Consider the following 25,025-nt stretch of genomic DNA (forward strand, 5'->3'; position numbering starts at 1 on the left):
CGGCCTGACGCGCTCGGCTCGGCTCCGCGCGGCGAGCGCAGCCGCGCGCCGGACGCGTCCAGGCTGCGGGGGCAGACTGGTCGGAACGGTACGGCCCCGGGCCCGGAACGTCGGGCGGACGGGGCGCACGATGCGAAGGAGCACCATGACCGACAACCAGACCGACCAGCGCGCAGCCATCTCGGACATCGTCCACGGCGCACGAACGGCCCTCCTGACCACCGTCAGCGAGGACGGCAGCCTGCACGCCCGCCCGCTCGCGGTGCAGGACAAGACCTTCGACGGCACCCTGCGCTTCCTGGTGCAGGACGGCAGCGAGAAGGTCGACGACATCGCCCGGAACCCGCACGTGAACGTCGCCATCGAGTCGCAGGGCGGTTACCTGTCCATCGCCGGCACGGCCACGGTCACGAAGGACGAATCGGTCATCGACGACCTGTGGTCCCCGTTCGCCGAGGCCTGGTTCCCGGACGGCCGCCAGGACCCGAGCATCCGACTCCTCACGGTCGAGGGTGACTCCGTCGAGTACTGGACGCAGGACACCGGCCCAGTCGGCAGCCTCGTGCAGACGATGAAGGCCGCGCTCGGCAAGCAGGACCGCCCTGACATCGGGTCGCACGGCACCGTCGAGCTCTAGCCGCGGGTTCCCTTCAGCAGCGGGACCCGGCTGCTCGGTCCGCTACGGCGGGCCGAGCAGCCACAGCACCGCGATGAGCACGGGCTGGCCGGCGAGCGCGCACGTGACGAGCGTCCACCGCATCCACGGCTTCGCGACGAGCTCGGGCGACCCGAACAGCGGCGCCAGGGGCATGAGCAGCCGCGGGGTGGACGCCATCGGCAACGACACCGCGAACACGTACAGGGCGTAGGCGCCCGAGAACAGCACGGTCGTCGACCCGAGCTTCCGCGTCGACCGGCGGGTGAGCCAGACCGGGTAGGCGACGAGCAGCCCGATCACGATGAGCACCCCGCCGACGCCGAGCCACTTCGCGGTTGTCAGGAACCACGGCGAGAGCGGCACGAACTGCACGCGGCCGATGAAGTTCACCCACCACGACATCTCGGTCGCCAGGTAGGCGTCTGGTCGGCCGGTCACGTGCGAGGCGATGACGGGCCACGCCAGACCGGCGAGCACCATCACGCCGCCGGCGACGACGACCCGGACCTGCTCGCGCAACGGGAACCCGTCCAGGACCCGGTCGGCACTGCGCCGCAGTCGGATCCACCGCACCAGGGCGACCACCCCGAGCGTCAGCGGGATCGCCAGCGCCCCGGGACGCGTGAACGCGGCGACCACGCCGAGCACGGTCAGCAGCCCGTACCGCCGGTGCTCCATCGCCAGGAGCGCCCCGAACGTCAACGCGAGGAACACGCTCTCGGCGTACCCGACCTGCAGCAGGAACGACAGCGGCCCGCACGTGAAGAAGAAGACCGCCCAGAGCGCAGCGGCGTCGCCGGCCCGGTCTCGCACGAGCTTGTGCAGCAGGAACGCCGCGACGAGCCCCGCCGCCAGGGCGATGAGCGGTGCGGCGACCTCGAACGTCATGCCCGTCCACACGGTCAGGAACCGGATGGCGAAGGGGAACGCCGGCAGGAACGCCCACGCGTTCTGTGCGACGTGTCCGGCACTGTCGAGCGGCAGCACCGTCGGGTACCCGTGCAGCGAGATCTGCTCGTAGTACTGGCCGTCCCAGGCGGTCAGGAAACGCAGGAAGCCGTGGTCGTTGCCCCAGATCGCGTTGTCCGGCATCGCGCGTCCGGCCAGCGGGTACACGATCGCCAACCACGACGACGAGAGCAGCCGGCCGCCGAACCAGACGAGCACGACGGTCGCCCAGACGGGCAGGCTCGTGACCACGTCGAGGACGCGGCGACGGCCGGAGGCGAGCGACGACGGGGCGGACGGCACGTCCCGACGATAGCGGCCCGTTCCTGGGCGGCTCGCCCCCACGCGGACGGGAGGCCCTCCTGCAGTTGTGCAGGCCGGAATGCGCCGTCCCGTGGCCGGGTCGCACCCCGGTGCCCGGCCCTACCCTGGAGGTCCCCGTCCGCACCTCGTGAGGAGCCCGCAGTGCCGAAGACCGCCATCGTGACCGACAACGCCCCGAAGCCCGCCGGTCCCTACAGTCAGGGCATCGTCGCCGGCGGGTTCCTCTACACCGCCGGCTTCGGGCCGCAGGACCCCGCCACGGGGCAGATCGCCGACGACGTCGCCGGGCAGACCGCCCAGGTCCTGGCGAACATCCGCGCGGTGCTCGCCGAGCACGGCGCCACGCTGGACGACGTCGTGAAGTCGACCGTGCACCTGGAGCACTCGGACCGTGACTTCCCGGCGTTCAACGAGGAGTACGCCAAGCACTTCTCCCAGCCGTACCCGGTGCGCACCACGGTGCAGTCGCACCTGGCGTCGATCCTCGTCGAGATCGACGTCGTCGCGCTGCTGCCCACCGACTCCTGAGACACCTCGCCTGAGTCGACCCTCACCGATCCCCGACCCCGGTCCGTCCGGCCTGTCCCTCAGGCCCGTCGCAGCCCGGCGCCGGGGGTCGCGGGCGTCAGGATGCCGTCGGCGAGCACCGGGACCCCGGCGACCAGCACGTCGTCGATGCCCTCGGCCAGGCGCATCGGGTGCGCGTAGGTCGCGCGCGCGGCCACCCGTGCGGGATCGACCACGACCAGGTCCGCGACGGCTCCGGGGGACACCACGCCGCGGTCGCCGAGTCGGTGACGCCGGACCGCGGTGGTCGACAGGTGCGCCGCCGTCTCGGGCCAGCTGAACCGTCCGGGCAGGGTCCAGTCCTGCAGGTACCGCGCGAAGGTGCCGTACGCCCGTGGGTGCGGGTGCGTCCCGACGAAGATGCCGTCGGACCCAGCGCAGTGCCCGGGCAGCCGGAACAGCGGTGTGAGCTCGTCCACGGTGCGCGGGTGGGGGACCCGCATCACCACGGTGACCTGCAGTGCGGAGTCGACCAGGACGTCGAGTGCCAGGTCGAGCGGGTCGCTGCCGGTCAGGTCAGCGGCCTCGGCGAGGGTCCGACCCTGCAGCGCGTGGAACTCGGGCGCGGGCACGTGCGACAGCGTCACCTGGTCCGCCCACCCGGTGCCGAGGTCCGCGCGGGCGAGCACCCGGTCGAGCACCGCCCCGCGCACCCGGGCCCGTCCGGCGGGGTCGGCCACGGCGCGGGCCAGGTCCGGCGTCCCCGGGCGGGCGAGCTCGGCGGGCAGCAGCAACATCGACAGGATCGTGCAGCCGCGGGAGTACGGGTACGCGTCGAAGGACATCGGGGCTCCCGAGCGCTCGAGCTCGTGGAGCGCCGCGATCGCCAGGTCCACCGGGGCGTGCAGGTGGGACACGTGCGCCCGGACCCCGGTCGCACGGACCAGCTCGGCGACCTCGTCGAGCCCCGCGCGGGCGTTGCCCTCGTACCCGCCCCGCATGTGCGAGACGTAGAGGGCGTCCGCGTCGGCGACCTCGACGCAGAGCGCGATGAGCTCGGCAGTGTCCGCGAACAGCCCCGGCACGTAGTCCAGCCCGGTCGCCAGCCCGACGGCGCCGTCGTCCAGCCCGGCCCGCACCAGCGTCCGCATGGCCCGGAGCTCGTGCGGCGCAGCTGGCCCGGGGTCGTCCCCGCGCACCGCGTGCCGCACGGTGCCGGCGGGCACGAGCGTCGCCACGTTCAGCGGTGTCGTGCCGTCGTACGTCGCCAGCAGCCCGGCGATGCCGCTGCCGTCGTGGCGCGGGTGCGGACCGTCGATCGCCGCGAAGTACGTGTCCGCGTACGCCCCGCCGCCCGGCGCGGGGCCGACACCGTCCTGCCCGGTGACGATCGTCGTGACGCCCTGCCGCAGGAGCGCGAGCTGGACCTCGGGCTCGAACACGAGCGAGCCGGCGTGCGCGTGCGCGTCGACGAAGCCGGGCAGGAGCAGGCGCTCGCCGCAGTCCACGACCGTGGTGTCGCCCGGGGCGTCGAGGTCCGGCCCGACCCGGGTGATCCGCTCGCCCTCGACCAGGACGTCGGCGCGGACGACGTCCTCGTCCCCGACCACGAAGCCGCCGCGGAGCAGGACGGCGGTCATCGCCCCAGTGCCAGGACGAGTCGTTCCGCCCGGGCCCGCAGCGCGTCGAGGTCCCCGGTCGTCAGGGCGTCGCCGACCAGCGGGGACCCGAGCCCGACGGCGACCGCTCCGGCGTCCAGGTAGTCGCACGCGTCGTCGACACCGATCCCGCCGGTCGGGATGACGTCCACGAAGTCGAGCGGTGCGAGCACCTGCCGCAGGAACGCCGGGCCACCGAGCTGCGCCGCGGGGAACACCTTGACCGCCCGTGCCCCGAGCTGCCACGCGCGGACGATCTCGGTCGGGGTCGCCGCGCCCGGGTACCAGCCGAGGCCCCGTTCGTGCGCGCGTTCCCCGATCGCCGGATCGGTGTGCGGGCTGACGGCGAAGGACGCACCGAGCGCTGCCGCCTCGTCGAGCTGCCGCGGGTCGAGCACCGTGCCGACACCGACCGAGGCCGCCGTGCCGTACCGGTCGACCGCCCAGCCGATGCCTTCGCGCCACCCGGGCGTGTTCGTGGTGATCTCGATCGCGGTGACCCCGGCGTCGACCAGGACCCGGACGACGTCCTCGACGTGGTCTCCGGTGCCGCCGCGCAGGATGGCGATCGCCGGACCGGCCTGGTGTCGGTGGCGGGGTGCGCTGCCGGGGGCAGCGGGGGCAGCGGGGACGTCGGTGCTGGTGGTGTCGGTCATCGTGTGCTTCCTCTGCAGGTGGTGGTCACCGGTCGACCCGGTCGTGCACGGCGTGGTCGACGCCGGTCGTGTCGATGCGCCCGAGCGCGGTGGGGTCGGGCCGGCGCCAGTCGCCGTCGACCGTGCAGGCGAGGGCGCCGGCGTCCGCCGCGCGGTCCAGGGCGGCCTCGGGCGACGCACCCGTCAGGTCAGCGGCGAGCCAGGCGGCCACGAACGCGTCGCCCGCGCCGACGGGGTCCACCACGTGCACCCGGCTGGCGTCGCGTCGGTGCAGCACACCGTCGATCGAGGCCACCGCGCCGCGAGACCCGAGCTTGACGACCGCCCGCCCCTTCGCGAGCGCGGCCAGTTCGTGCGCCAGGGCTGCTTCGTCACCGGGACGCTCGTCGATGCCCAGGACGAGCCGCGCCTCGTCGTCACCGGCGAAGACCACCGCGGCGTGCGCGGCGACCGCCCGGTACCAGCCGCGTCCGGTCCGGTCGTCGACGAGCTTGGGGCGGTGGTTCACGTCGAACGCGATCGGGACCCCGGCGTCGTCGGCCCGGACGACCGCCGCGTGCACGGTCTCCCGCGCGGTGTCGGACAGGGCGAGCGTGATTCCCGAGACGTGCAGCAGCCGTGAGTCCTCGACGACGCCGGACGGCAGGTCGCCGGGGGTGAGCGCCGACGCGGCCGAACCGCGGCGGTGGTAGGTCACTCGGGTCCGGCCGTCGGGCAGGCGTTCCTTGACCATGATCCCCGTCGATCGAGCCGGGTCGCGGACGGGGACGACGTCGACCCCCTCGGCGGTGACGTCGGCGAGCACGCGGTCGCCGGCCGGGTCGGAGCCGACGCGGCCGATCCACGTCACGTCGACCCCGGCGCGCGCGAGCCCGATCGCGACGTTGCTCTCCGACCCGCCGGTGTCGACCCGCATCGTGTCGAGGTCCGCGAGCGGTCCGCTGCCGGTCAGCAGCAGCATCGTCTCGCCGAAGGTCAGGACGCCGCTCACCGCGCACCCCGGGCGAGGGCGAGCTGGGCGGACGAGGACCCGAGCGCGACGGAGATCTCGAGCGCGGTCCGGACGACACCGCCGCCGAGCTCGCGCACCGCCGACGCGGGGAACCGGGACGCCAGCCCGGAGATGCTCATCGCACCCACCACCTGGTTCGCGTGGTCGAACACCGGCGCGGCGACACAGCGGATGTCGGGCTCGTTCTCGCGGTCGTCGATGCCGTAGCCGCGGTCACGGGTCCGCGCGACCTCGTGCCGCCAACGGTCGTCGTCCGTGATGGTGTGCTCGGTGGTCGCGTGGACCGGCAGCGCGACGACCCGGTCGAGCAGGTCGGGAGCGCCGTAGGCCACGATCGCCTTGCCCGACGCGGTGTTGCGCATCGGCAGGCGGTTGCCGATCCGCGAGGCCATCCGGACGGTGCCCCGCGTCTCGACCTTGTCGACGTAGACGATGTCGGTGCCGTCGGGCACGACGAGGTGACAGGTCAGCCCGGTCGCCTCGGCGGTGCGACGGAGGAACGGTGCGGCGGCCGTCCGCAGGTCGATGCCCTCGAGGTAGCTCTGCCCGAGCAACAGCGACCCGAGCCCGAGCGTGAACCCGGCGTCGGGCGTGCGCCGCAGCAGGTCGTTCTCGAGCATGGGGGCGGTCAGGCGCAGCACGGTCGACTTCGCGGTGCCGAGGGCGGTGCTCAGCGTCGTCAGGCTGACCGAGGCCTCGCCGTTCCGGGTCCGGTCCGCCACCAGGTCCAGGATGCGCAGACCCCGACGGAGCGAGAGGGCGGCGTTGCGCGTCGGCAGCTCCTGCACGTCCGACGTCATCAGAACCACGTCGCGATCGTCTCGAGCACGACGTCGTCGTCGTCGAGCACGTGCACCTGTCGCCACTTGTCGAACACCGTGCACGGGTGCGAGATGCCGAACACGACGACGTCACCCGGCGTCAGCGTCGCCCCGTCCGCCAGCGCGAGGTAGCAGTGCTGGTCGTCCAGGCGGGTGACGGTGACCGCCCCGGGAGCCGGGACGCTCCCTGCGTCCTGCACCGAGCCTCCCGGCAGAACGCGCCGGACCTGCCGGACCACCGGCAGCCCCTCGTCGAACGAGATGTCCCGCTTGCCGACCGCCACGAGGGCCAGGCCGGGCTCCGGGCACGACGTGACGCGGCCCCAGATCTGGATCGCGGCGACGAGCGCGCCCTCGGTCGGGTGGCGGTGGAAGGGCGTGCGTGCTTCGTAGAAGCCGTCGTCGTGGGTCAGGGAGGCGCCGGACCGGAGCAGCACGTCGAGGTCCGCCGGGCGCGCGCCGACGGCCTCGGTGACGGCGTCGAACCACGCGCTGCCGCCCATGCTCAGCAGCGCTCGGTCCTGGTGCATCAGCGGTCGGAGGTCGGCTGCGATCGCCAGGACGCCGTCGACGTAGGCGCGGGCCGCGTCGACGCCGGGCAGACCGCCCTCGTACCCGGACACTCCGCGCAGCGTCAGCCCGGCCGCGTCCGCACGCTCGGCGACGGCACGTGCCGTGGCTGCGTCGCGGACGCCGGTGCGTCCGCCGGGGAAGCCGACCTCGACCAGCACGTGCAGGTCGCCCTGCACCGCGTCGACCGCGGCGGCGGCGGCCTCGACCCCGGCCGCGGAGTCGACGTAGCAGAGCACGTCGCACGTCGGATCGACGCTGCGTCGGGACGCCAGCCAGGCGAGTCCGGCGGGGTCGAGGACCTCGTTCGCCACCAGGACGTGCCGCAGCCCGTGCTCCCACGCGACCATCGCCTGCTGCACCGAGGCCAGCGTCACGCCCCATGCGCCGGCCTCGACCTGTCGGTGGGCGAGCGCCGGTGCCATGTGCGTCTTCATGTGCGGCGCGAACCGGAAGCCGTGGCGCTCGACGTACGCCTGCATCACCCGGGTGTTGTTCCGGAGCGCCGAGTCGCGGAGCGTCATCACCGGCAGGTGGGCGTCCTGCAGCACGTGGTGCGGCTCGGCACCGCTCGGGTCCCAGGCGCCCTTCGCCGTCACGGTGGCGGGGGTGGTCGACATCGATCCTCCTTCGTCGCCTCCACGGTCGTGCAGGGGCACCCGCAGGGACAACAGCGTCCCCGCCAGCGTTCCACGATGCAGAACGGCATGTCCAGGCAGCAGCCGCGGCCTACGCTGAGACGCGAGATGACGACGACGACACCAGCCAGACGACGGACGGGCAGCACGGCGGTCGCCGTGCTCGTGGCGGGCACCTACTTCATGGAGCTGCTCGACGGCACGATCCTGGCGACGGCCGCGCCAGCGATGGGCCGCGACCTCGGGGTGGACTCCGCCGCGATCGGCATCGCCATCACCGCGTACCTGGTCACCCTGGCGGTGCTCATCCCCGTCAGCGGCTGGCTGACCGACCGCATCGGCTCGCGTACGGTGTTCGTCGCGGCCATCGCCCTGTTCACGATCGCCTCAGCGCTCTGTGCCGCCTCGACCGGGTTGGTCGAGTTGACGGCCTGGCGCATCGTGCAGGGCATCGGCGGGGCGCTCATGGTCCCCGTCGGGCGGCTCGTCGTGCTCCGGAGTGCCGGACGCGACCAGCTCGTCACCGCGATCGCGATCCTGACCTGGCCGGCTCTGGCTGCCCCGATCATCGCGCCGTTCATCGGCGGCGTGCTGGTCGACACGCTGTCCTGGCACTGGATCTTCCTCATCAACATCCCGCTCGGGGTCATCGCCCTCGTCGCGGCGATCGTGCTCGTGCCGCAGGAGCGGGCCGCGCAGCGCATCCCGTTCGACTGGCTCGGGTCGCTCCTGGCGTGCTTCGGGCTCGGGGCGCTCGTGGTGATGGCCTCGCTGCTGTCACTCAACGTCGTGCCGGTCGTACCCGCCGTGCTGGCCGGGGTCGTCGGCGCCGTGTGCACGTGGCTCGCGATCCGGCACTTCCGCCGGGCACCGCACCCGATCATGGGGCTCGAGGCGTTCCGGCTCGAGACCTTCCGGGTCTCGCACGCCGGTGGCAGCCTGTTCCGCCTGGCTGTCTCCGCAGTGCCCTTCGTGCTGCCCCTGCTGTTCCAGGACGCGTGGGGGTGGACCGCGCTCGAGGCCGGGTCCGCGGTGCTCTGGGTCTTCGTCGGCAACCTCGGGATCAAGCCGACGACCACCCCACTGCTGCGGGCGTTCGGGTACCGCCCGGTGATCATCGTGTCCTCGGCGGTCGCGGCGCTCTCCGTCGTGGCGATGGCCTTCCTCGCGCCGAGCACCCCGTTCTGGCTGCTCGCCGTCCTGCTCGTGGTGAGCGGCGCCGCGCGGTCGGTCGGGTTCACCGCGTACAACACGATCGCGTTCGCGGACGTCGAGCAGGCGGACATGACCCCGGCCAACACGCTGTCCTCGACGCTGCAGCAGACCGCGGCCGGGTTCGGCGTCGCGGTCGCCGCGGTCGTCATCCGCGCCGCGGCCGGCCTCGGGGGATCGGGGCCGTACGTCGTGGCGTTCTGGGTGATCGCGGCGCTGCTCGCGGTGGCCTGCGTCGAGGGCGTGCTGATGAGCAGGACGGCCGGCGAGACCGTGCGCCCGGCGCGGCGCGTGCGGGCCTGAGCCCGGCGCGGCGCGTGCGGGTCTGAGCCCGGCGTGGTGCGTTTCCCGGCCCGGTGCCGCGTTCGTTCGTCCGCACGTCACGCGCGCGAAACCCGCCAGACGCTACAGTCTCAGCAACCGCTTGCGGACGACGAGTAGCGTTCACGCGGCAGAGCGAGCAGGTGGCAGGGACCGATGCTCCGGAAGGAAGGCAGCATGACCGTGCCAGACCAGCAGGGAACCGTCCCGGGCGACACCGACGTCGACGCCAGGACGATCCGCGTCGTCAGCTACAACCTGCGTGAGCACACCGCGAACGGCGAACTCGCCGCCCTCGCCGAAGCGTCGGACGCCGACGTGCTCTGCGTCCAGGAGTGCGACAGCAACGACCTCGCCCCCGCCGTCGGCGGCCTCACCCTGGCGGCGTCGACCAAGGCGAACCGCCTGGGCCTGGCGATCTACAAGCGGGACGACCGCTTCCAGGTGAAGGACTTCAGCATCCACTCGCTGCAGAAGTCGCTGCACGACCGGGTGCTCGCCCCCGCGCACGAGCGGCTCATCGCGATGCACCTGCACGACGAGCACGCCGGCAACGACGTCATCGTCGCCTCGTTCCACGCCTCGCCGCTGACCGCGACGAACTCGCTGCGCCGCAAGCAGATCGAGGCCGCGCACCAGTTCGTCCGCGACTTGTCGAGCGAGGCCCCGGCGATCATGGTCGGCGACTTCAACTACCCCTGGTTCCAGACGAACCTGCGCCGGAAGATCGAGTCGCACGGCTTCGCGCTGTCACTCTCGGACCAGCCGACCTACCTGCGCTACCGCAAGTTCACGGGCCACTTCGACTTCGCCACGAGCGTCGGCCTGCACATCGCCGGTGTCGAGACCCTGCCCGCGGGCATCTCCGACCACCGCCCGATCCTGGTCCGCGCACACTACGAGGAGCCCGCGGCCGCCGCCGACAGCGCCGCCTGACGCGCCCGCCCGCCTGCACCCGCACCACCCCGCACCCACGAGGTGCCGAAATCTCGGCATCTCGACCTCGCGGACGGGTGCATGGTGGAACCTCGGCGGACGTGAGCGGCGTGTTGTGGCACCCCCGGCGGTCTGACCGCGACCCCGCGAACGGACGGGAGGCACGGTGCCAGCTGGCACCGTGCCTCCCGTCCGTCGGCGGCTCGCGTCGTCCCGCGTCAGCGCCGCAGCGTCGCCCGCGCCAGCCGGTTGCCGAGGAACTGCCCCAGCTGCACGATGACCACGATCGCAGCGACCGCGACGTACACGATCCACCAGTTGTAGCGCTGCGACCCGTACGTGATCGCGTACTCGCCGAGGCCACCGCCACCGATGAGCGCCCCCTGCGCCGTCATGTCGACGATGCCCACGAAGACGAACGTGTAGCCGAGCACGAGCGGCCCGAGGCCCTCGGGGATGAGCACCGTCAGCAGGATCGACACCGGGTGCGCACCGGATGCCCGCGCGGCCTCGACCACCCCGGGGTCCACCGCCAGCAGGTTCTGCTCCACGATGCGCGCCACGGCGAAGGACGCCGCCAGCGAGATCGCGAACGTCACCGCGGGCACGCCGATCGTCGTCTGGACCGCGACGCGCGAGAGCGGTGCGATCGCGGCGAGGAAGATCACGAAGGGGATCGGACGGACGATGTTGACGACCACGTTCAGCACGGTCGAGAACGCCCGGTTGCCGAGCAGGTTGCCCGGTCGGGTGGCGTACAGCGCCAGTCCGAGCGCGAGCCCGATGATGCCGGCCACGACGAGCGAGATGAGCGTCATCACGATCGTGTCGCGGACGGCACCGAGGAAGACGTCGAACGTGTCGATCACGCTCTGGAACCCGGTGTTCATGCGGTGACCTCCTCCTCGTCGGTGGTGACGCCCGCCGCGCGCAGGGCCGCGACGGCAGCGTCGACCGAGCCGGAGTCGGGCCCGCCCGCGGCCGTCAGCTCGTACGTCAGCGACCCGATCCGTCGCTCCCGGATCTCGCCGACCCCGCCGTACACCAGCTCGGCGATGACCCCGGCGGAGCGGAACACCGCGTCGATCCGGTTCTGCAGACCGGGCTCGTCGTCGATCTGCACGGTGACGAGCCGCCCGGGGTGCCGCTCCCGCAGCCGCCGGAGCGTCTCGGGGGAGGGCCGGTCGTGCAGCGCCGTGCGGACGAACCGCTGCGCCGCCCCGGTCTTCGGCGTGGAGAAGACGTCGTACACGTCACCGACCTCGACCACGCGGCCCTGCTCCATCACGGCGACCCGGTCCGCGATCTGCCGGACGGCGTCCATCTCGTGCGTGATGACGATGATCGTCACGCCGAGCTCCCGGTTCACGCGGCGCAGGAGGGACAGCACCTCGGAGGTGGTCTCCGGGTCGAGGGCGCTGGTGGCCTCGTCGGCGAGCAGCAGCTCGGGGTTCGAGGCCAGCGCCCGGGCGATGCCGACCCGCTGCTTCTGCCCACCGGAGAGCTGCTCCGGATACGCGTACGCCCGCTCGAGCAGCCCGACGAAGTCGAGCAGTTCGGCCACACGTCGGTCGCGCTCCGCCTTGCCGACGCCGGCGACCTTGAGCGGGTACGCCACGTTGCCGGCGATCGTGCGCGAGCGGAACAGGTTGAACTGCTGGAAGACCATGCCGATCCGACGACGCGCCTGACGGCGGTCCCGCTCGGGGATCGCGGTCAGCTCCTGGCCCGCCACCGTCACGGTGCCCGAGGTGGGCAGTTCGAGGGCGTTCACCAGGCGGACCAGCGTCGACTTGCCGGCTCCGGAGTACCCGATGACGCCGAGGACCTCGCCCTGCTCGACGTCGAGGGAGACGTCCTCGACGGCGACCACGGTCTCGCCGGTGTCGGCGCGGCGGTAGCGCTTCGAGACGCCGCGGAGTTCGACGAGGGCGGCCACTACTTCGCTGCCGCCTTCGCGTCCTGCTCGACCGTGGTGAGCTCCTTCTGCAGCGTGGCCGGGCTGGCGTCGCTGGTCACGGCGTCGGGGTAGTCCTTCGCGAACACCTTCTGCACGGCCTGGTCCTGGAACAGCTTCGCGAGGGCGAGGTACGTCGCGTTGTCCTTGTCGGCGTCCCGCGCGGCGAAGACGTTCACGTACGGGGCTGCCGAGGCGCTCTTCGGGTCGTCCTGGAAGATCGCGTCCTTGGTGTCGAGCCCGGCCGAGGTGGCGTAGTTCACGTTGACGATCGAGCCCTCGACCGACCCCTGCTGCAGCGCGTTGGCGGTCTGCGAGGCGTCGAGCGGCTGCACGTCGACCTTGTGCGAGGTGATGTCGGCGACGGTGGAGAACGCGTTGCCGCCGTCCTTGAGCTCGAGCAGCTTGGCCGACTGCAGCACCAGGAGCGCGCGGGCCTCGTTGATCGCGTCGTTCGGGATCGCGATCTTCGCACCGTCCTCGAACTCCGAGACCTTCGACACCTTCGTCGAGTACAGCGGCAGCGGGTAGACGGCCGTCGCCCCGATCGGCTGCAGGTCGTCGTTCGAGCTGACGTTGTAGTTCGCCAGGTACTGGATGTGCTGGAACTGGTTCAGGTCGATCTGCTTGTCCTTGAGCGCCGGGTTCGGCAGCGAGTAGTCCGAGAAGTTCTGCAGCTGGACCGTCACGTTGAGCTTCTGCTTCGCGAGCTGCACGTAGGTGTTCCAGTACGGCAGCGACTTGTCCGCGACCCCGATGGTGACGGTCTTCGGCGCGGCGTCGGACCCGCCGGCAGCGGCGTCCGAGGACCCACCGGAGCGGACGGCGACGGCGACGACGGCGATGACGATCGCGACGACGACGACGGCCGCGGCGACGATCCAGCCGACCGGGCGCTTGCGCTGGGGCTTGTCGGGCAGGACGGGTGCGGTCATGGGGTGCTCCTCGTGGGCTGGCGGGGTCACACGCTCGTGGACTGCACCGAGTGTGCCCGGGTGCGCACGGCGAGGCGATTCGCGTTCCGCCGTGTTACAGCCGCGCCCCGTGCCACAGCCCGACGCAGGCGCAGCCACCGCCGGGCAGACTCGGTGCGTGCGCAGCATCGAACTCGTCCTCGACGACACCGCGGACGCCGTGGTCCGAGGTCTCTGGCAGATCCTGGTCGACGCCGAGCTGCCGAGCCTCGGGCACGCCGGTACGAACGACCCGCACGTCACCGTCGTCGCCGGCGAGACGCTGCCGGTCCCCGAGGGCCTCGACGTGCCCCTGCCGACGGAGCTCCGGGTCGCCGGGGTGCTGCTGTTCCCGGCCGGTCCCGGGCGGCACGTGTTCGGCCTCGGGGTGGTGGTGGACGAGCCGCTGGCGCGCTTCCACCGGGCCCTGCACGAGGCGGCGCCCGGCGCTGTGGACTCGTCGTCGCCCGGGCGGTGGGCCCCGCACGTCACGCTCGCCCGGCGCATCCGGGACGTCGACCTGCCGGCTGGGCTGCGGGCCGTCACGGCCGCGGCACCTCTGCCCGAGGTGCTCACCGTCGGTGGCCTGCGGCACTGGGACGGCGAGGCGAAGGTGACCACCCGCATCGCGTGAGGTGCGTGTCCGGGTCTGCCGGGCCTCCTGGCCGTCCCGTTCGTCCCGTTCGTCCTGTCCGGCCTGGAGGCCCGGGTCAGGTCCCGAGCACCCGCTCACCGAACGCGGATGCGAACGTCCGGTCCGGGTCGGCCCGGGCGACCAGCTCGCGGAACGCGGGCAGTCGCGGGTACAGCGCTGCGATCGCGTCGCGGTCGAGCGAGCTCATCTTGCCCCAGTGGGGACGGCCGCCGAAGGGGGCCAGGCGGGCCTCGAGGTCGGGCAGCAGCGCCGCGACCTCGGCCGGGTGCTTCTTCCACGTGAAGGCGATGCAGAAGACGTCCTCGCCCTGCGTCGGGCTGAGCCACAGGTCGTCACCGGCCATCGTGCGGAGCTCGGCGACGTGCAGGTGCGGCTGGATCCGGTCGGCCAGCCCGCGCAGCGCGTCGAGGGCCGCGGCCGCGTGCCGGATCGGGACGAAGTGTTCGCTCTGGACCTCAGAGCCGTGGGAGGGGACCGAGCCGATCGGGAAGTGCGGCAGCCGGTCCCACCACGGACCGGTCGAGCCGTCGCGGGCGGTGCGGTGCTCGTCGCCGGGCGTGCCGGGTCGTCGAGGGGCGCCGAACAGCTCGTCGGGGGTGGTGTCGGACCGGGACTTGACGAGCACCTCGCTGATCTCGTCGCCGAAGCGGGTGTAGGCGCAGACCGAGGACCCCGCGGCGTGGATCTCGGCGGCGTGGTCCAGGTACGTGCGCCATGGGAACGGGCCGTAGGAGTCCTGGCGCATCCCGTACGAGGGCTCGACCGCCAGGGTGACCCGGGTGACGATGCCGAGCAGGCCGAGGTGCAGCACCGTGCCGGGGAAGTCCGGGTCGTCGCTCGTGACCGTGCGCGGCGTGCCGTCCGGGCCGAGCAGCTCGAGGGCGCGGACGGCGGTGCTGAGCGAGCCGAGCGTCGTGCCGGAGCCGTGCGTCCCGGTGGCGATCGCGCCGCCGACCGAGATGTGGGGGAGCGAGCCCATGTTGTGCAGCGCCAGGCCTGCGGCGTCGAGGTCCGGGGCGACGTCGCCGTACCGGGTGCCGGCGCCGAGCGTCGCGGTCCTCGTGCCGTCCGGGGCGGTGCCGATGACCAGGTCGGTGGGCACCTGCGTCAGGTCGAGCAGGACGCCGGGGGTGTCCGCGACGTCGTTGAACGAGTGCCGGGTGCCGAGGCCGTGGACGCGGGGCTCGCGGGCGACGATCGCGGCGGCCTGATCGAGGGAGGTCGGGCGTTCGACGCGCGCCGCCGTGTAGGTGACCGTGCCGGACCAGTTCAGCTCGCTCGTCGTCGACCGCATGCGCCCACGATGCCACGCGGGGCCGACACGCGGACCCGGGTTGCTCGCGTCGCACCCCTGCACGAACATCGCACCCCGTCGGGACAGGGTGCGATGTTCGTGCGCGGGTGCGATCCGGCTGGGCCGGCGGGCGGCTAGTGCACCATCGGGGCGGGAGCGCCCTCGGGGGTGGCCGGCTTCCGGACGAAGCACGCGGCGACGATGCCGAACAGCGAGATCACGCCGCCGACCAGGAACGCCGTGCTCACGCCCGAGGCCGTGGCGCGCACGGCGCCCTCGGCACCCGAGCCCGCCGTGGCCGTCGCCGCACCGATCGTGAGCAGCGTGACGAAGAGCGCCGTGCCCGCGGCACCGGCGAGCTGCTGTGCCGTGCCGAGCACCGCGCTGCCGTGGGAGTACAGCTTCGGGGGCAGGCCACCGAGCGCGGCGGTGAACAGCGGGGTGAAGGTCAGCGCGAGGCCGATGCTGAGCACCACGTGGGCCCCGAGCACGAACCACACGCTGGTGTCGACGCCGACGGTGGCGAGCGCCCAGAGCACGGCGGCGATGATGACCGACCCGGGGATCAGCAGCACCCGCGGGCCGAACCGGTCGTACACGCGACCGACGATCGGCGAGAGCAGCCCCATGAGCAGGCCGCCGGGCAGCAGGAGCAGGCCGACGTTCAGGACGTCGAGCCCGAGGACGCGCTCGAGGTAGATCGGCAGCAGGATCAGCGTGCCGAGCATCACGAGGAAGGCCAGGCCCATCCCGACGATCGGGACCGTGAAGCCCTTCGTCCGGAACGTGCGCAGGTCGAGCAGGGCGCGGTCGGTGCGCTGCAACCGCGTCTGCCGGACGACGAACAGCGTCAGGGCGACGGCACCGACGACGATCGCCGCGATCGGCATCGCGGGGCCGGTGGCCGCGATCTCGGCGATGCTCGACAGGCCGTAGACGATCCCACCGAACGCGAAGGCCGACAGGACGACCGAGAGCACGTCGAGCGGAGCCGGTCGGGGGGCGCCGACGTTCCGGACCTTCACCATGCCGAGGATGAGCGCCGCGATCGCGATGGGCAGCACGAACCCGAACAGCCAGCGCCACGAGAACGCGTTGAGGATCAGGCCGGAGATCGTCGGACCGACGGCGGGGGCGACCGAGATGACGATGGAGATGTTGCCCATCACGCGACCGCGGTGCGCGGGGTCGATGAGCGTCAGCACGGTGGTCATCAGCAGCGGCATCATGATCGCGGTGCCGCTGGCCTGCACGATGCGGCCGATGAGCAGCACCGAGAACCCGGGCGCGACCAACGCGATCAACGTGCCCGCGGAGAACAGGCTCATCGCCCACATGAACACCGGCCGGGTGTTGAAGCGCTGGATCAGGAACCCGGTGATCGGGATGACGACGGCCATCGTCAGCAGGAAGCCGGTGGTCAGCCACTGCCCGGTCGCGGCACTGATGTCGAGGTCGTCCATGAGCCGGGGGAGCGCGACGCCCATGATCGTCTCGTTGAGGATGACGACGAACGCCGAGACGAGCAGCAGTCCGATCACCAGGCGGTCGTCCGCGGCGGAGCGGCCCGGCTGCTGCGGCTGACTGCCCGTCCGCGGTGCGGTGTCGATGGCGTGGTCGGTCATGGCGTGGGGCTCCGAACGAGAGTCGATGGGCATTGCTCCGGTGCAGCACCTGAACGCATTCGATCATTCCACGACACGCCGCGCGGCCGGGATGAACGATCAGTGCAGGACGTCGAACGACTCGGCGTCGCCGTGGGGCACCACCGGTCGGATCGTGACGTCGCGCACCGTGGCGCTCGGCGGCCCCGTGTGCAGGAGCTCGACGAGCGCGTCGACCGCGTGCGAGGGCCCCTCGGCCTCGACCTCGACCGTGCCGTCGAACAGGTTGCGGGCGTACCCCGCCAGCTCGAGTCCGTCCGCCTTGCGTGCCGTCCAGTACCGGAACCCGACCCCCTGGACCGTCCCCGTCACGACGGCGTGCACCCGTGTCACCGTTGTCATGTCCGTCACGGTAGGCCGACCGTGTTTCCGGAGCGTCTCGGCAGTGTCACGAAACGGCGACACGGTGATAGTGTCTGCGTAACCCGAACACTTCGGGTCAACTTGACCAGAACAGGCTCCCAATGGACGACGGCATCCGCGTCGCGGTCTCGACCGTGATCGTCGCCCTGCGCCCGCACCCCGACACCGGGGCCCCGGCGCTGTGGATGCCGCTCGTCCGGCGCACGACCGAGCCGCACCAGGGGGCTTGGGCGCTGCCCGGCGGGTGGGTCCGTCCCGAGGAAGGGCTCGAGGACTCCGCCGCCGCCCGACTGCGCGAGACGACCAACGTCCAACCGCGCTACCTGGAGCAGCTCTACGCGTTCGGCGACGTCGACCGCTCGCCGACCCGGGTCGTGTCGATCGTGTACTGGGCACTGGTCCGCCCGGACGAGGCGAGCTCGGTGCCCGACGACTGGAACGTGCGGTGGTTCCTGGCGGACGAGCACCCACCGATGGCCTTCGACCACGACCGCATCGCCGAGTACGCCCTGTGGCGGCTCCGCAACAAGATGTCGTACTCGCGGATCGCGCAGGCGTTCCTCGGTGACCGGTTCACGCTCGCTGAGCTCCGCGGCGTGTACGAAGCGGTCCTCGGTCGCACCCTCGACCCGGCGAACTTCCGCCGCCAGGTCGCGCAGTCCGACGCCGTCGTCGCGACGGACGAGACCACGAGCGGCGACCGGCACCGACCGGCCCGGCTGTACCGCTCGAACCCCGACCTGGCCTACGCGGACAACGGCCCGCTGCAGCCCGTCCACCCCCGGCAGCACCACGCGCAGAACCGATAGGAACCACAGTGTCCATCGCCACCACGATCGAGCTCATCTCCAACGGCAAGGCCGACGGCAGCACCTGCACGCCCGACCTCGCGATGCCGACGTGGGACTTCGATGCCCGCCCCGGGTACGGTCCCGGCTCGTCGATGTCCGACGTGATCCCGACCACTGCACCGCGCCAGGGGGTGATCCCGGACGAGTACAAGCACGCGCCCGTGGACGAACTGCACGCGCGCATCGAGCAGGCGAAGGCGACGCTGGGGGACCGGGTCGTCGTGCTGGGGCACTTCTACCAGCGGGACGAGGTCGTCCGGCACGCTGACTTCCTCGGCGACTCGTTCCAGCTCGCGAACGCGGCGCTGACGAAGCCCGACGCCGAGGCCATCGTGTTCTGCGGCGTGCACTTCATGGCCGAGACCGCCGACGTCCTTGCCCGCGACGACCAGCACGTGATCCTGCCGAACCTGGCCGCCGGCTGCTCGATGGCGGACATGGCGGACATCGACAGTGTGGAAGCCGCGTGGGCCGAGCTCGAGTCCGTCTACGGCACCCAGCCCGACGCCGACGGCCGCGTGCCGGTCATCCCCGTCACCTACATGAACTCCGCCGCCGACCTCAAGGCGTTCTGCGGTCGGCACGGCGGCATCGTGTGCACGTCGTCGAACGCCGCGACTGTGCTCGAGTGGGCGTTCGAGCGTGGGCAGCGCGTGCTGTTCTTCCCCGACCAGCACCTCGGCCGCAACACCGCGAAGGCGATGGGGATCAGCACCGACCTGATGCCGATGTGGAACCCGCGGAAGCCCCTCGGCGGGAACACCGCCGACGACCTGCAGGCCGCGAAGGTCGTCCTGTGGCACGGCTTCTGCTCGGTGCACCGCCGCTTCACGGTCGACCAGATCGACCAGGCACGACGGGACCACCGGGGTGTCCAGGTGATCGTGCACCCCGAGTGTCCGATGGCCGTCGTCGACGCCGCTGACGTCGCGGGCAGCACCGACCTGATCCGCAAGACGGTCGCCGCCGCCACCGAACCGACGACGTTCGCCGTCGGCACCGAGATCAACATGGTCAACCGGCTCGCGGCGGAGTACCCGCAGCACACGATCTTCTGCCTCGACCCCGTCGTGTGCCCGTGCTCGACGATGTACCGGATCCACCCGGGCTACCTCGCCTGGGTGCTCGAGGCGCTCGTGCGCGGCGAGGTCCTCAACGAGATCGTCGTGCCGGATGCCGTCAAGGCCGACGCCAAGGTCGCGCTCGAGCGCATGCTGGCAGCCAAGCCGAAGGGCTGACCCGTGCACGTCGTCATCGTCGGGTCGGGGATCGCCGGCCTCACCGCCGCCGTCCGCGCGAGCGCCCGCCACGACGTCACCCTCGTGACGAAGGGGCTCCTCGCCGACGCTGCGACGAGCCACGCGCAGGGCGGCATCGCCGTGGCGCTCGGCGCGGACGACACCGCGGCGCTGCACCAGGCCGACACCCACGTGGCCGCGGCGGGCAGCGCCGACGCCCGCGCGGTCGAGGTCCTCTGCACCGACGGACCGGCCCGGGTGCGCGACCTGCTGGCCCTCGGCGTGCCCTTCGACCGGACTGCCGACCCGGCCAGCCTCGACCGCCACGGCGACGACCTGGCCCGTGGCCGTGAAGCTGCGCACTCGCGCTGGCGCGTCGTGCACGCGGACGGCGACGCGACCGGTGCCGCGATCGAGCAGACCCTGATCCGGGCACTGCACCGGCAGCACGTCACCATCCTCGAACGCACCTGCCTGACCGACCTGGCCGTCCGGGACGGCGCGGTCGTCGGCATCGACGTCCTCGACCTGCTCGGCGAGGCCCGGCGCATCGACGCCGACGCCGTCGTGCTGGCGTCGGGCGGCGCCGGACACCTGTACCGCGAGACGACGAACCCGCTCGTCGCGACGGGCGACGGGCAGGCGGCGGCCTGGCGCGCCGGAGCGGTGCTGGCGGACGTCGAGTTCGTGCAGTTCCACCCCACCCGGCTCGCGGTCCCCGGCGGCGGACTCCTCTCCGAGGCCGTCCGCGGTGAGGGCGCCGTCCTGCGCGACGCACGTGGCCGTCGGTTCATGGCCGACGTGCACCCCGACGGCGAGCTCGCGCCGCGTGACGTGGTCGCCCGGGGCATCGCGGCCGCACTCCGCGACACCGGTCTGGTCGAGCTCGACGCCACCGTGATGGACCCGGCGTTCCTGGTCGCCCGGTTCCCGGGGCTCACGCGTGCCACCCGCGCTGCGGGATTCGACTGGACCCGGCAGAGGGTCCCGGTCGCCCCGGCCGCGCACTACGCGATGGGCGGGGTCGCGACGGACGCCGAGGGCCGCACGAGCCTGCCCGGCCTGTCCGCCGTCGGCGAGGTGGCCTGCACCGGCGTGCACGGTGCGAACCGCCTCGCCTCGAACTCGTTGCTCGAGGGCCTCGTCTTCGCCGTCCGCGCAGCGGACGCCCTCGGTTCTGCCCGACCCGGCCTGCTCCGGCTGCGCGGCGACGCGACGCTCGCCGTCACCACGGTGGCCGACGTGGCGGAGCCGACCCGTGCCTCCCGTCCGGATCGTGGGACGGAACGGCCGGGAGGCCCGGTGCGGTCCCGCCCCGTCGCCGACGTCCGGCAGACGCTGCAGACCGTCATGACCGACCGGGTCGGCCTGCTGCGTGACGGCGACGGGCTGGCCGCGGCGCGTGTCGCGCTCGCTGCACTCGCGGTGCCCGACCCGCAGACCGTCAGCGCGCACGAGGACCGGGCGTTGCTCGACCTGGCCCGTCTGACCGCCCGCGCCGCCGAGGCCCGCACCGAGTCCCGCGGCGCCCACGCCCGCACCGACCACCCCGACACCGACCCGGACGCCGCGGCCTCGCTGGCGTGGGTCGCCGCACCGGCCACCGCCGCCGTCCCTCAGGGAGCCTTCGCATGAGCACCACCGTCGAGCCCGGCACCATCCCGCCGCACGCGTTGCACCGGGTGGTGCAGACCGCGTTGGAGGAGGACGCGCCGTGGGGTGACGTCACGAGCGAGACCCTGATCCCGGCCGGCGCCACCGCCACCGCGACGCTCGGCGCGCGCGAGCCTGGCGTGTTCAGCGGCGGGGCGGTCTTCGCGCACGTGATGCACGCCGTCGACCCCGCGATCCGCGTCGACCTGCAGGTCGAGGACGGTGTCGTCTTCGCGCCGGGCGACGTCCTGGCGACCGTGACGGGTCCGGCCCGTGCGGTCCTGCGGGCGGAGCGCGTCGCCCTGAACCTGGTGCAGCGCATGTCCGGCATCGCGACCGTCACCGCGCAGTACGTGTCGGCGGTGTCCGGGACCGCCGCACGCATCGTCGACACCCGCAAGACCACTCCGGGGCTCCGTGCCCTCGAGCGGTACGCGGTGCGCTGTGGCGGCGGGCACAACCACCGGACGTCGCTGTCGGACGCGGTGCTGGCGAAGGACAACCACCTGGCGGTCCTGCTGGCGAGCGGGATCGGACTCGGCACGGCGATCCGCGGGGCGCGGCAGCGGCTCGGGCACACCGTCCACCTGGAGGTCGAGGTGGACCGCCTCGACCAGATCGAGCCCGTCGTGTCGGCCGGGGTCGACACGATCATGCTCGACAACTTCAGCACCGAGGACCTGGTGACGGGGGTTGCCCTCGTCGGCGGTCGCGCCCTGGTCGAGGCATCCGGCGGGGTCTCGCTCGCCACCGTCGCCGCGATCGCCGCCACCGGGGTCGACGTGATCTCGGTCGGTGCGCTGACGCACTCGGCCCGCGCGCTCGACCTCGGGCTCGACATCGCCGTGGCACCCGCGGACTGACCGGTGTTCTACCTGGACCGAGCCGCCACCACGCCCGTCCGCCGCGAGGTGCTCGAGGCGATGTGGCCGTGGCTGACCGGGGGCTTCGGCAACCCGTCGTCCACGCACGGCCTCGGCGACCAGGCCGCCCGGGGACTCGCGGCGGCGCGGGAGCAGGTCGCCGGGGTCCTCGGCTGCCGGCCGGCCGAGGTCGTGTTCACCGCGGGCGGCACCGAGGGGGCGAACACGGCGGTGAAGGGACTCGCCCTGGCCACGCCGCGTGGTCGCCACGTCGTGACGAGCGCCATCGAGCACGAGGCCGTGCTCGAGAGCTGCGCCTACCTGGAACGGTTCCACGGCTTCACCGTCACCGTGCTGCCGGTCGACCGGGTCGGACGGGTCGACCCGGCGGTGCTCGCGGCGGCGCTCCGGCCGGACACGACGCTGGTGTCGATCGCCCACGCCGACAACGAGATCGGCACCGTGCAGGACGTGCGGGCGCTCGCGGCGGCGGCACACGCCGTGGGGGCGCGCTTCCACACCGACGCGGTGCAGTCGGCGCCCTGGCTCGAGGTCGGGCTCGACGTGCTCGGCGTCGACGCGCTCTCGTTCTCCGGGCACAAGCTCGGCGCGCCGAAGGGCACCGGCGTGCTCGCGGTCCGTTCCGGGGCGCCGATGGAACCGCTCGTGCACGGCGGGGGACAGGAGCGAGGACGGCGCTCGGGCACCGAGGACGTCGCCGGTGCGGTCGCCGTCGCGACGGCCCTGGGGATCGCTGCCGCGGGCCGGCGAGACGCTGCCGCTGCGGCCGTCGCCACGCGGGACGCCGTGGTGGCCGGGGTGCTGGCCGCGGTCCCCGGCGCCTTCGTCACCGGGGCGTTCGTGCCGGGGTCGACCGTCGAACGGCTGCCCGGGCACGCATCGTTCTGCTTCCCCGGGGTCACCGGGGAGACGGTCCTGCTCGAACTGGAGCAGCGCGACGTCGTGTCCTCGTCCGGGAGCGCCTGCGCGGCCGGCAGCACCGAGGCGTCCCACGTGCTGACGGCGCTCGGGCTGCCCGAGGACGTCGCGCGGAGCGCCGTGCGGCTGACGTTCGACGCGTCCCTCCCGCTCGAGGACGTCCCGCTGGTCGTCGGTGCGGTCGCGGCGTCGGTGGCGTCCGTACGCGCGCTGGCCTGACGCGCTGCTGAACACGGGGGTGTACTAGACGGTCTACTCCATCACTGGGGTCGTGTCCCCCCTTCTGCGGACACGGAATCTGCGACAGAGTGTCGTCATGGCAAACGCGATGACACGACGGGCACCCCGGGAGGACCGCTTCCGAGCGGTGCAGCTCCTGCCGGCGCCCGCGACCGTCCTCGCACTCGCCGTCGCCGCCGGACACCACGTCGGGTCGGCTCCCCTCGGGTTGATCGCCGTGGTGGGGGCGCTCGCGACCCTCGGCAGCGCCCTGCTGCCGCTGGCGTGTCCACGGAGCGAGCGGCGGGACCTGCCCGCCCCGTCCGAGTCGGACCGGTACCAGGAGGACACCGAACACCTCTGAGGCACCACCCCAGGCCCGCGCCGCACGAACCCCCCAACCCGAGGCTCGAGCGACGCGAACAGCCGGACGCCCACCCCCTGTAGCGGCGTCCGGAGCGGGAGGCGACATCCCCTGTCGTCGTCGCCCGCTGCACCCCGAGACCCGCCGCTGGACGCGGAATCGTCGTCACCCCTGGACGACGCCTCCGAGCCCCTGTGCCCGCGGCGGGTCGGGGTGCACCCTTCCCGTACGGTTGATTCGTGCCCTCGTACCGTGTGACGCTCGCCGTCGGAGCCCTCGCGCCCGGGACGGCCCCCGATGCCGTGCTGCCCGAGGCGGCGCGGCTGGCGGGGGAGCGCACCGTGGTCGAGGCGCAGGACGTCCGACTGCTGCGCGGGGTGCCGTGCGCGGTCGTCCGCTACGGAGCCGCCGAGGACACCGAGGCCGTGGACGTGGCCCACCACGTGGTCGACGGGCTGCGCGACACCGTCGAGGTCCGGTCGTCCGTTGTCACCCGGCGCGACGGGGGCCGGTGGACGCCGATCGCCTGACCGGGCTGGGCTGCTTCGCGGTTCCGGGCTTCTGCGCGGTCCCGGCCTGCTTCGCGGTTCCGGTCTGCTTCGCGGTTCCGGTCTTCTTCGCGGACGGGACGGGCCAGACGTAGTCCAGGTCGTCCGGCACGTCGGGGAACAACGGCCGGTAGTGCTCGGGGTCCTTCTGCACGAGCTTGGAGCGGTGCGAGCGGTGCACCGCCTCGTCGACGTTCCAGGCCGGGCGGGGGTAGTCGCCGCGCTCGTAGGCGGCCAGGTCCTCGGGTGACCGAGCCAGGTCCTCCAGGGTCTTCGCCAGGCACGTGTCCGCGTACCCGCGTTCCAGCCAGACCGAGCACGTCGCGTCCTGGTACGCCATCAGCGCCGGACGGTACCCGCGCCACATCGCGGTGACCGGGTGGCTCTGCCAGCCGTAGCCCGGCAGGGTCAGCGCCCGCATCACCTGCAGCGTCTCGACCCGTTGCTTGCCGAGCCGCTTGTCGTCGAGGACCTCGGCCGAGGCGCGGAAGTCGGCGAAGGGCAGGAACGTCTGCATGTCGGACGACGGTACGCCGACCCGGCTGGACCGACACATGTCGTCACACGCGGACGCGCCCCCCGTGCCGCGTGTGACGATCGGTCGCATGAGCGGAGAACTCGTCGTCGGTGTCAGCGGCAGCCCGTCGGACCCCTCGCGGACGTCGACCCTGGTGGCCGCGACGGTCGCACGGCTGGCGGACGAGGTGGAGGACGCCCGGACGCAGGTCGTCGAGATCGGGCCGTTGCTGGCCGACCTCGGTGCTGCGACGGACCGGTCGGCGATGGCACCTGCGACGGTCGCCGCGCTCGAGGCCGTCGAGCACGCGGACGTGCTCGTCGTCGGCAGCCCGGCGTTCCGCGCCGCGTACTCCGGCGCGTTCAAGCTCTTCTTCGACTGGGTCGGGCAGTACGACCTCGTCGACACCCCGGTGCTCCTGACGGCCACGGGCGGCAGCGACCGGCACGCGCTGCTCGTCGAGCACCAGATGCGACCGCTGTTCGGCTTCTTCCAGTCGACGACGCTGCCGCTCGGCGTCTTCGGCAACGAACGGGACTTCACCAAGCGCGAGGGCGGCTACGACATCAGCAGCCTCGACCTCGAACTGCGCATCGACCAGGCCGTGCGCCGGGCGCTGCCGATCATCCGCGGTGGGTTCGTGACGGCTGCCGCGGCGGACGTGCCGCGACCGGCGGACTTCTAGC

At 72.8% G+C, this 25,025-nt stretch carries 26 protein-coding genes; 13 read left to right on the top strand and 13 right to left on the bottom strand.

What is annotated here, in order from left to right; translation table 11 throughout:
- Window positions 1-145 precede the first annotated feature (145 nt).
- A complete protein-coding gene (locus BIU90_RS11045; RefSeq protein ID WP_071300237.1) occupies window positions 146-637 on the top strand; it encodes a pyridoxamine 5'-phosphate oxidase family protein in 492 nt (163 codons plus the stop codon).
- Window positions 638-679: 42 nt separating this feature from the next.
- On the opposite strand, the gene BIU90_RS11050 is transcribed toward BIU90_RS11045, so the two are convergent.
- Window positions 680-1,909 carry a hypothetical protein gene (locus tag BIU90_RS11050; RefSeq protein WP_083403890.1) on the bottom strand — a complete coding sequence of 410 codons (1,230 nt, stop codon included), beginning with the start codon at window positions 1,907-1,909 and terminating at the stop codon, window positions 680-682.
- Window positions 1,910-2,071: 162 nt separating this feature from the next.
- Here BIU90_RS11050 and BIU90_RS11055 point away from each other — a divergent pair, with 162 nt between their 5' ends.
- Window positions 2,072-2,458: a RidA family protein gene (locus BIU90_RS11055; protein ID WP_071300238.1), complete on the top strand. Its 387-nt coding sequence runs from the start codon at window positions 2,072-2,074 to the stop codon at window positions 2,456-2,458.
- A 59-nt stretch (window positions 2,459-2,517) separates the two neighbouring features.
- Here the strand turns inward: BIU90_RS11055 and BIU90_RS11060 are convergent, their stop codons facing one another.
- Genes BIU90_RS11060 through BIU90_RS11080 form a run of 5 tightly spaced genes read right to left on the bottom strand, consistent with a single transcriptional unit; the run spans window position 2,518 to window position 7,774 of the window.
- Complete coding sequence (locus BIU90_RS11060; RefSeq protein WP_071300239.1) at window positions 2,518-4,077, bottom strand: amidohydrolase family protein; 1,560 nt, start codon at window positions 4,075-4,077, stop codon at window positions 2,518-2,520.
- On the bottom strand, window positions 4,074-4,751 hold the full coding sequence (locus BIU90_RS11065; RefSeq protein WP_071300240.1) for a bifunctional 4-hydroxy-2-oxoglutarate aldolase/2-dehydro-3-deoxy-phosphogluconate aldolase: 678 nt from the start codon (window positions 4,749-4,751) through the stop codon (window positions 4,074-4,076). The genes BIU90_RS11060 and BIU90_RS11065 overlap by 4 nt, the downstream gene beginning before the upstream one ends.
- 25 nt (window positions 4,752-4,776) lie before the next feature.
- On the bottom strand, window positions 4,777-5,742 hold the full coding sequence (locus tag BIU90_RS11070) for a sugar kinase (RefSeq protein ID WP_083403891.1): 966 nt from the start codon (window positions 5,740-5,742) through the stop codon (window positions 4,777-4,779).
- Window positions 5,739-6,563 (bottom strand): IclR family transcriptional regulator, encoded by an 825-nt coding sequence (locus tag BIU90_RS11075; RefSeq protein ID WP_071300241.1) that lies wholly within the window; start codon window positions 6,561-6,563, stop codon window positions 5,739-5,741. Before BIU90_RS11075 ends, BIU90_RS11070 begins: the two co-directional genes overlap by 4 nt.
- Entirely contained in the window at window positions 6,563-7,774 is a 1,212-nt protein-coding gene (locus BIU90_RS11080; protein ID WP_071300242.1) for an alanine racemase, read from the bottom strand. The genes BIU90_RS11075 and BIU90_RS11080 overlap by 1 nt, the downstream gene beginning before the upstream one ends.
- Window positions 7,775-7,900: 126 nt before the next feature.
- Here BIU90_RS11080 and BIU90_RS11085 point away from each other — a divergent pair, with 126 nt between their 5' ends.
- Together BIU90_RS11085 and BIU90_RS11090 are read left to right on the top strand one after the other, a co-directional pair.
- Window positions 7,901-9,307, top strand: coding sequence for an MFS transporter (locus tag BIU90_RS11085; protein ID WP_071300243.1), 1,407 nt, complete (start codon window positions 7,901-7,903; stop codon window positions 9,305-9,307).
- Between the two features lie 195 nt (window positions 9,308-9,502).
- The gene (locus BIU90_RS11090) at window positions 9,503-10,261 is read left to right on the top strand and encodes an endonuclease/exonuclease/phosphatase family protein (protein WP_083403892.1); all 759 of its coding nucleotides are present in this window, start codon (window positions 9,503-9,505) and stop codon (window positions 10,259-10,261) included.
- Window positions 10,262-10,479: 218 nt separating this feature from the next.
- Here the strand turns inward: BIU90_RS11090 and BIU90_RS11095 are convergent, their stop codons facing one another.
- The 3 genes from BIU90_RS11095 to BIU90_RS11105 are packed head-to-tail and all read right to left on the bottom strand — an operon-like array spanning window position 10,480 to window position 13,153.
- Window positions 10,480-11,151, bottom strand: a complete 672-nt coding sequence (locus BIU90_RS11095) for a methionine ABC transporter permease (protein ID WP_071300244.1) — start codon at window positions 11,149-11,151, stop codon at window positions 10,480-10,482.
- Entirely contained in the window at window positions 11,148-12,200 is a 1,053-nt protein-coding gene (locus tag BIU90_RS11100) for a methionine ABC transporter ATP-binding protein (protein WP_071300245.1), read from the bottom strand. Before BIU90_RS11100 ends, BIU90_RS11095 begins: the two co-directional genes overlap by 4 nt.
- The gene (locus BIU90_RS11105) at window positions 12,200-13,153 is read right to left on the bottom strand and encodes a MetQ/NlpA family ABC transporter substrate-binding protein (protein ID WP_071300246.1); all 954 of its coding nucleotides are present in this window, start codon (window positions 13,151-13,153) and stop codon (window positions 12,200-12,202) included. The genes BIU90_RS11100 and BIU90_RS11105 overlap by 1 nt, the downstream gene beginning before the upstream one ends.
- A gap of 157 nt (window positions 13,154-13,310) precedes the next feature.
- Here BIU90_RS11105 and BIU90_RS11110 point away from each other — a divergent pair, with 157 nt between their 5' ends.
- Window positions 13,311-13,805 carry a 2'-5' RNA ligase family protein gene (locus BIU90_RS11110; RefSeq protein ID WP_071300247.1) on the top strand — a complete coding sequence of 165 codons (495 nt, stop codon included), beginning with the start codon at window positions 13,311-13,313 and terminating at the stop codon, window positions 13,803-13,805.
- A 76-nt stretch (window positions 13,806-13,881) separates the two neighbouring features.
- Here the strand turns inward: BIU90_RS11110 and BIU90_RS11115 are convergent, their stop codons facing one another.
- The 3 genes from BIU90_RS11115 to BIU90_RS11125 all read right to left on the bottom strand — a co-directional run bounded on the left by BIU90_RS11115 (window position 13,882) and on the right by BIU90_RS11125 (window position 17,126).
- A complete protein-coding gene (locus tag BIU90_RS11115) occupies window positions 13,882-15,120 on the bottom strand; it encodes a D-arabinono-1,4-lactone oxidase (RefSeq protein ID WP_071300387.1) in 1,239 nt (412 codons plus the stop codon).
- Window positions 15,121-15,254: 134 nt separating this feature from the next.
- Window positions 15,255-16,745 (bottom strand): MDR family MFS transporter, encoded by a 1,491-nt coding sequence (locus BIU90_RS11120; RefSeq protein WP_071300248.1) that lies wholly within the window; start codon window positions 16,743-16,745, stop codon window positions 15,255-15,257.
- Between the two features lie 99 nt (window positions 16,746-16,844).
- Window positions 16,845-17,126, bottom strand: coding sequence for an acylphosphatase (locus BIU90_RS11125; protein ID WP_071300388.1), 282 nt, complete (start codon window positions 17,124-17,126; stop codon window positions 16,845-16,847).
- Window positions 17,127-17,248: 122 nt separating this feature from the next.
- Between BIU90_RS11125 and BIU90_RS11130 the strand changes: the two genes are divergently transcribed.
- From BIU90_RS11130 to BIU90_RS11160, 7 genes are all read left to right on the top strand, one after another.
- A complete protein-coding gene (locus BIU90_RS11130; RefSeq protein ID WP_071300249.1) occupies window positions 17,249-17,956 on the top strand; it encodes an NUDIX domain-containing protein in 708 nt (235 codons plus the stop codon).
- An 8-nt stretch (window positions 17,957-17,964) separates the two neighbouring features.
- Entirely contained in the window at window positions 17,965-19,236 is a 1,272-nt protein-coding gene (nadA, locus tag BIU90_RS11135) for a quinolinate synthase NadA (RefSeq protein ID WP_071300250.1), read from the top strand.
- A gap of 3 nt (window positions 19,237-19,239) precedes the next feature.
- Window positions 19,240-20,871 (top strand): L-aspartate oxidase, encoded by a 1,632-nt coding sequence (locus tag BIU90_RS11140; RefSeq protein ID WP_071300251.1) that lies wholly within the window; start codon window positions 19,240-19,242, stop codon window positions 20,869-20,871.
- On the top strand, window positions 20,868-21,752 hold the full coding sequence (gene nadC / locus BIU90_RS11145) for a carboxylating nicotinate-nucleotide diphosphorylase (RefSeq protein WP_071300252.1): 885 nt from the start codon (window positions 20,868-20,870) through the stop codon (window positions 21,750-21,752). The genes BIU90_RS11140 and nadC overlap by 4 nt, the downstream gene beginning before the upstream one ends.
- 3 nt (window positions 21,753-21,755) lie before the next feature.
- Window positions 21,756-22,910 (top strand): cysteine desulfurase family protein, encoded by a 1,155-nt coding sequence (locus tag BIU90_RS11150; protein WP_071300253.1) that lies wholly within the window; start codon window positions 21,756-21,758, stop codon window positions 22,908-22,910.
- A gap of 97 nt (window positions 22,911-23,007) precedes the next feature.
- Window positions 23,008-23,274 carry a hypothetical protein gene (locus tag BIU90_RS11155; protein ID WP_139195236.1) on the top strand — a complete coding sequence of 89 codons (267 nt, stop codon included), beginning with the start codon at window positions 23,008-23,010 and terminating at the stop codon, window positions 23,272-23,274.
- Between the two features lie 239 nt (window positions 23,275-23,513).
- The gene (locus BIU90_RS11160; RefSeq protein ID WP_071300255.1) at window positions 23,514-23,804 is read left to right on the top strand and encodes a hypothetical protein; all 291 of its coding nucleotides are present in this window, start codon (window positions 23,514-23,516) and stop codon (window positions 23,802-23,804) included.
- Here BIU90_RS11160 and BIU90_RS11165 read toward each other — a convergent pair.
- Window positions 23,764-24,339, bottom strand: coding sequence for an MSMEG_6728 family protein (locus tag BIU90_RS11165; protein ID WP_083403895.1), 576 nt, complete (start codon window positions 24,337-24,339; stop codon window positions 23,764-23,766). The two genes, BIU90_RS11160 and BIU90_RS11165, sit on opposite strands and share 41 nt — an antisense overlap.
- 88 nt (window positions 24,340-24,427) lie before the next feature.
- On the opposite strand from BIU90_RS11165, the gene BIU90_RS11170 reads away from it, so the two are divergent.
- Window positions 24,428-25,024, top strand: coding sequence for an NAD(P)H-dependent oxidoreductase (locus BIU90_RS11170; RefSeq protein ID WP_071300389.1), 597 nt, complete (start codon window positions 24,428-24,430; stop codon window positions 25,022-25,024).
- Window position 25,025 lies beyond the last annotated feature (1 nt).

This window comes from Curtobacterium sp. MCBA15_001, from assembly GCF_001864835.1.
GTDB lineage: Bacteria > Actinomycetota > Actinomycetes > Actinomycetales > Microbacteriaceae > Curtobacterium.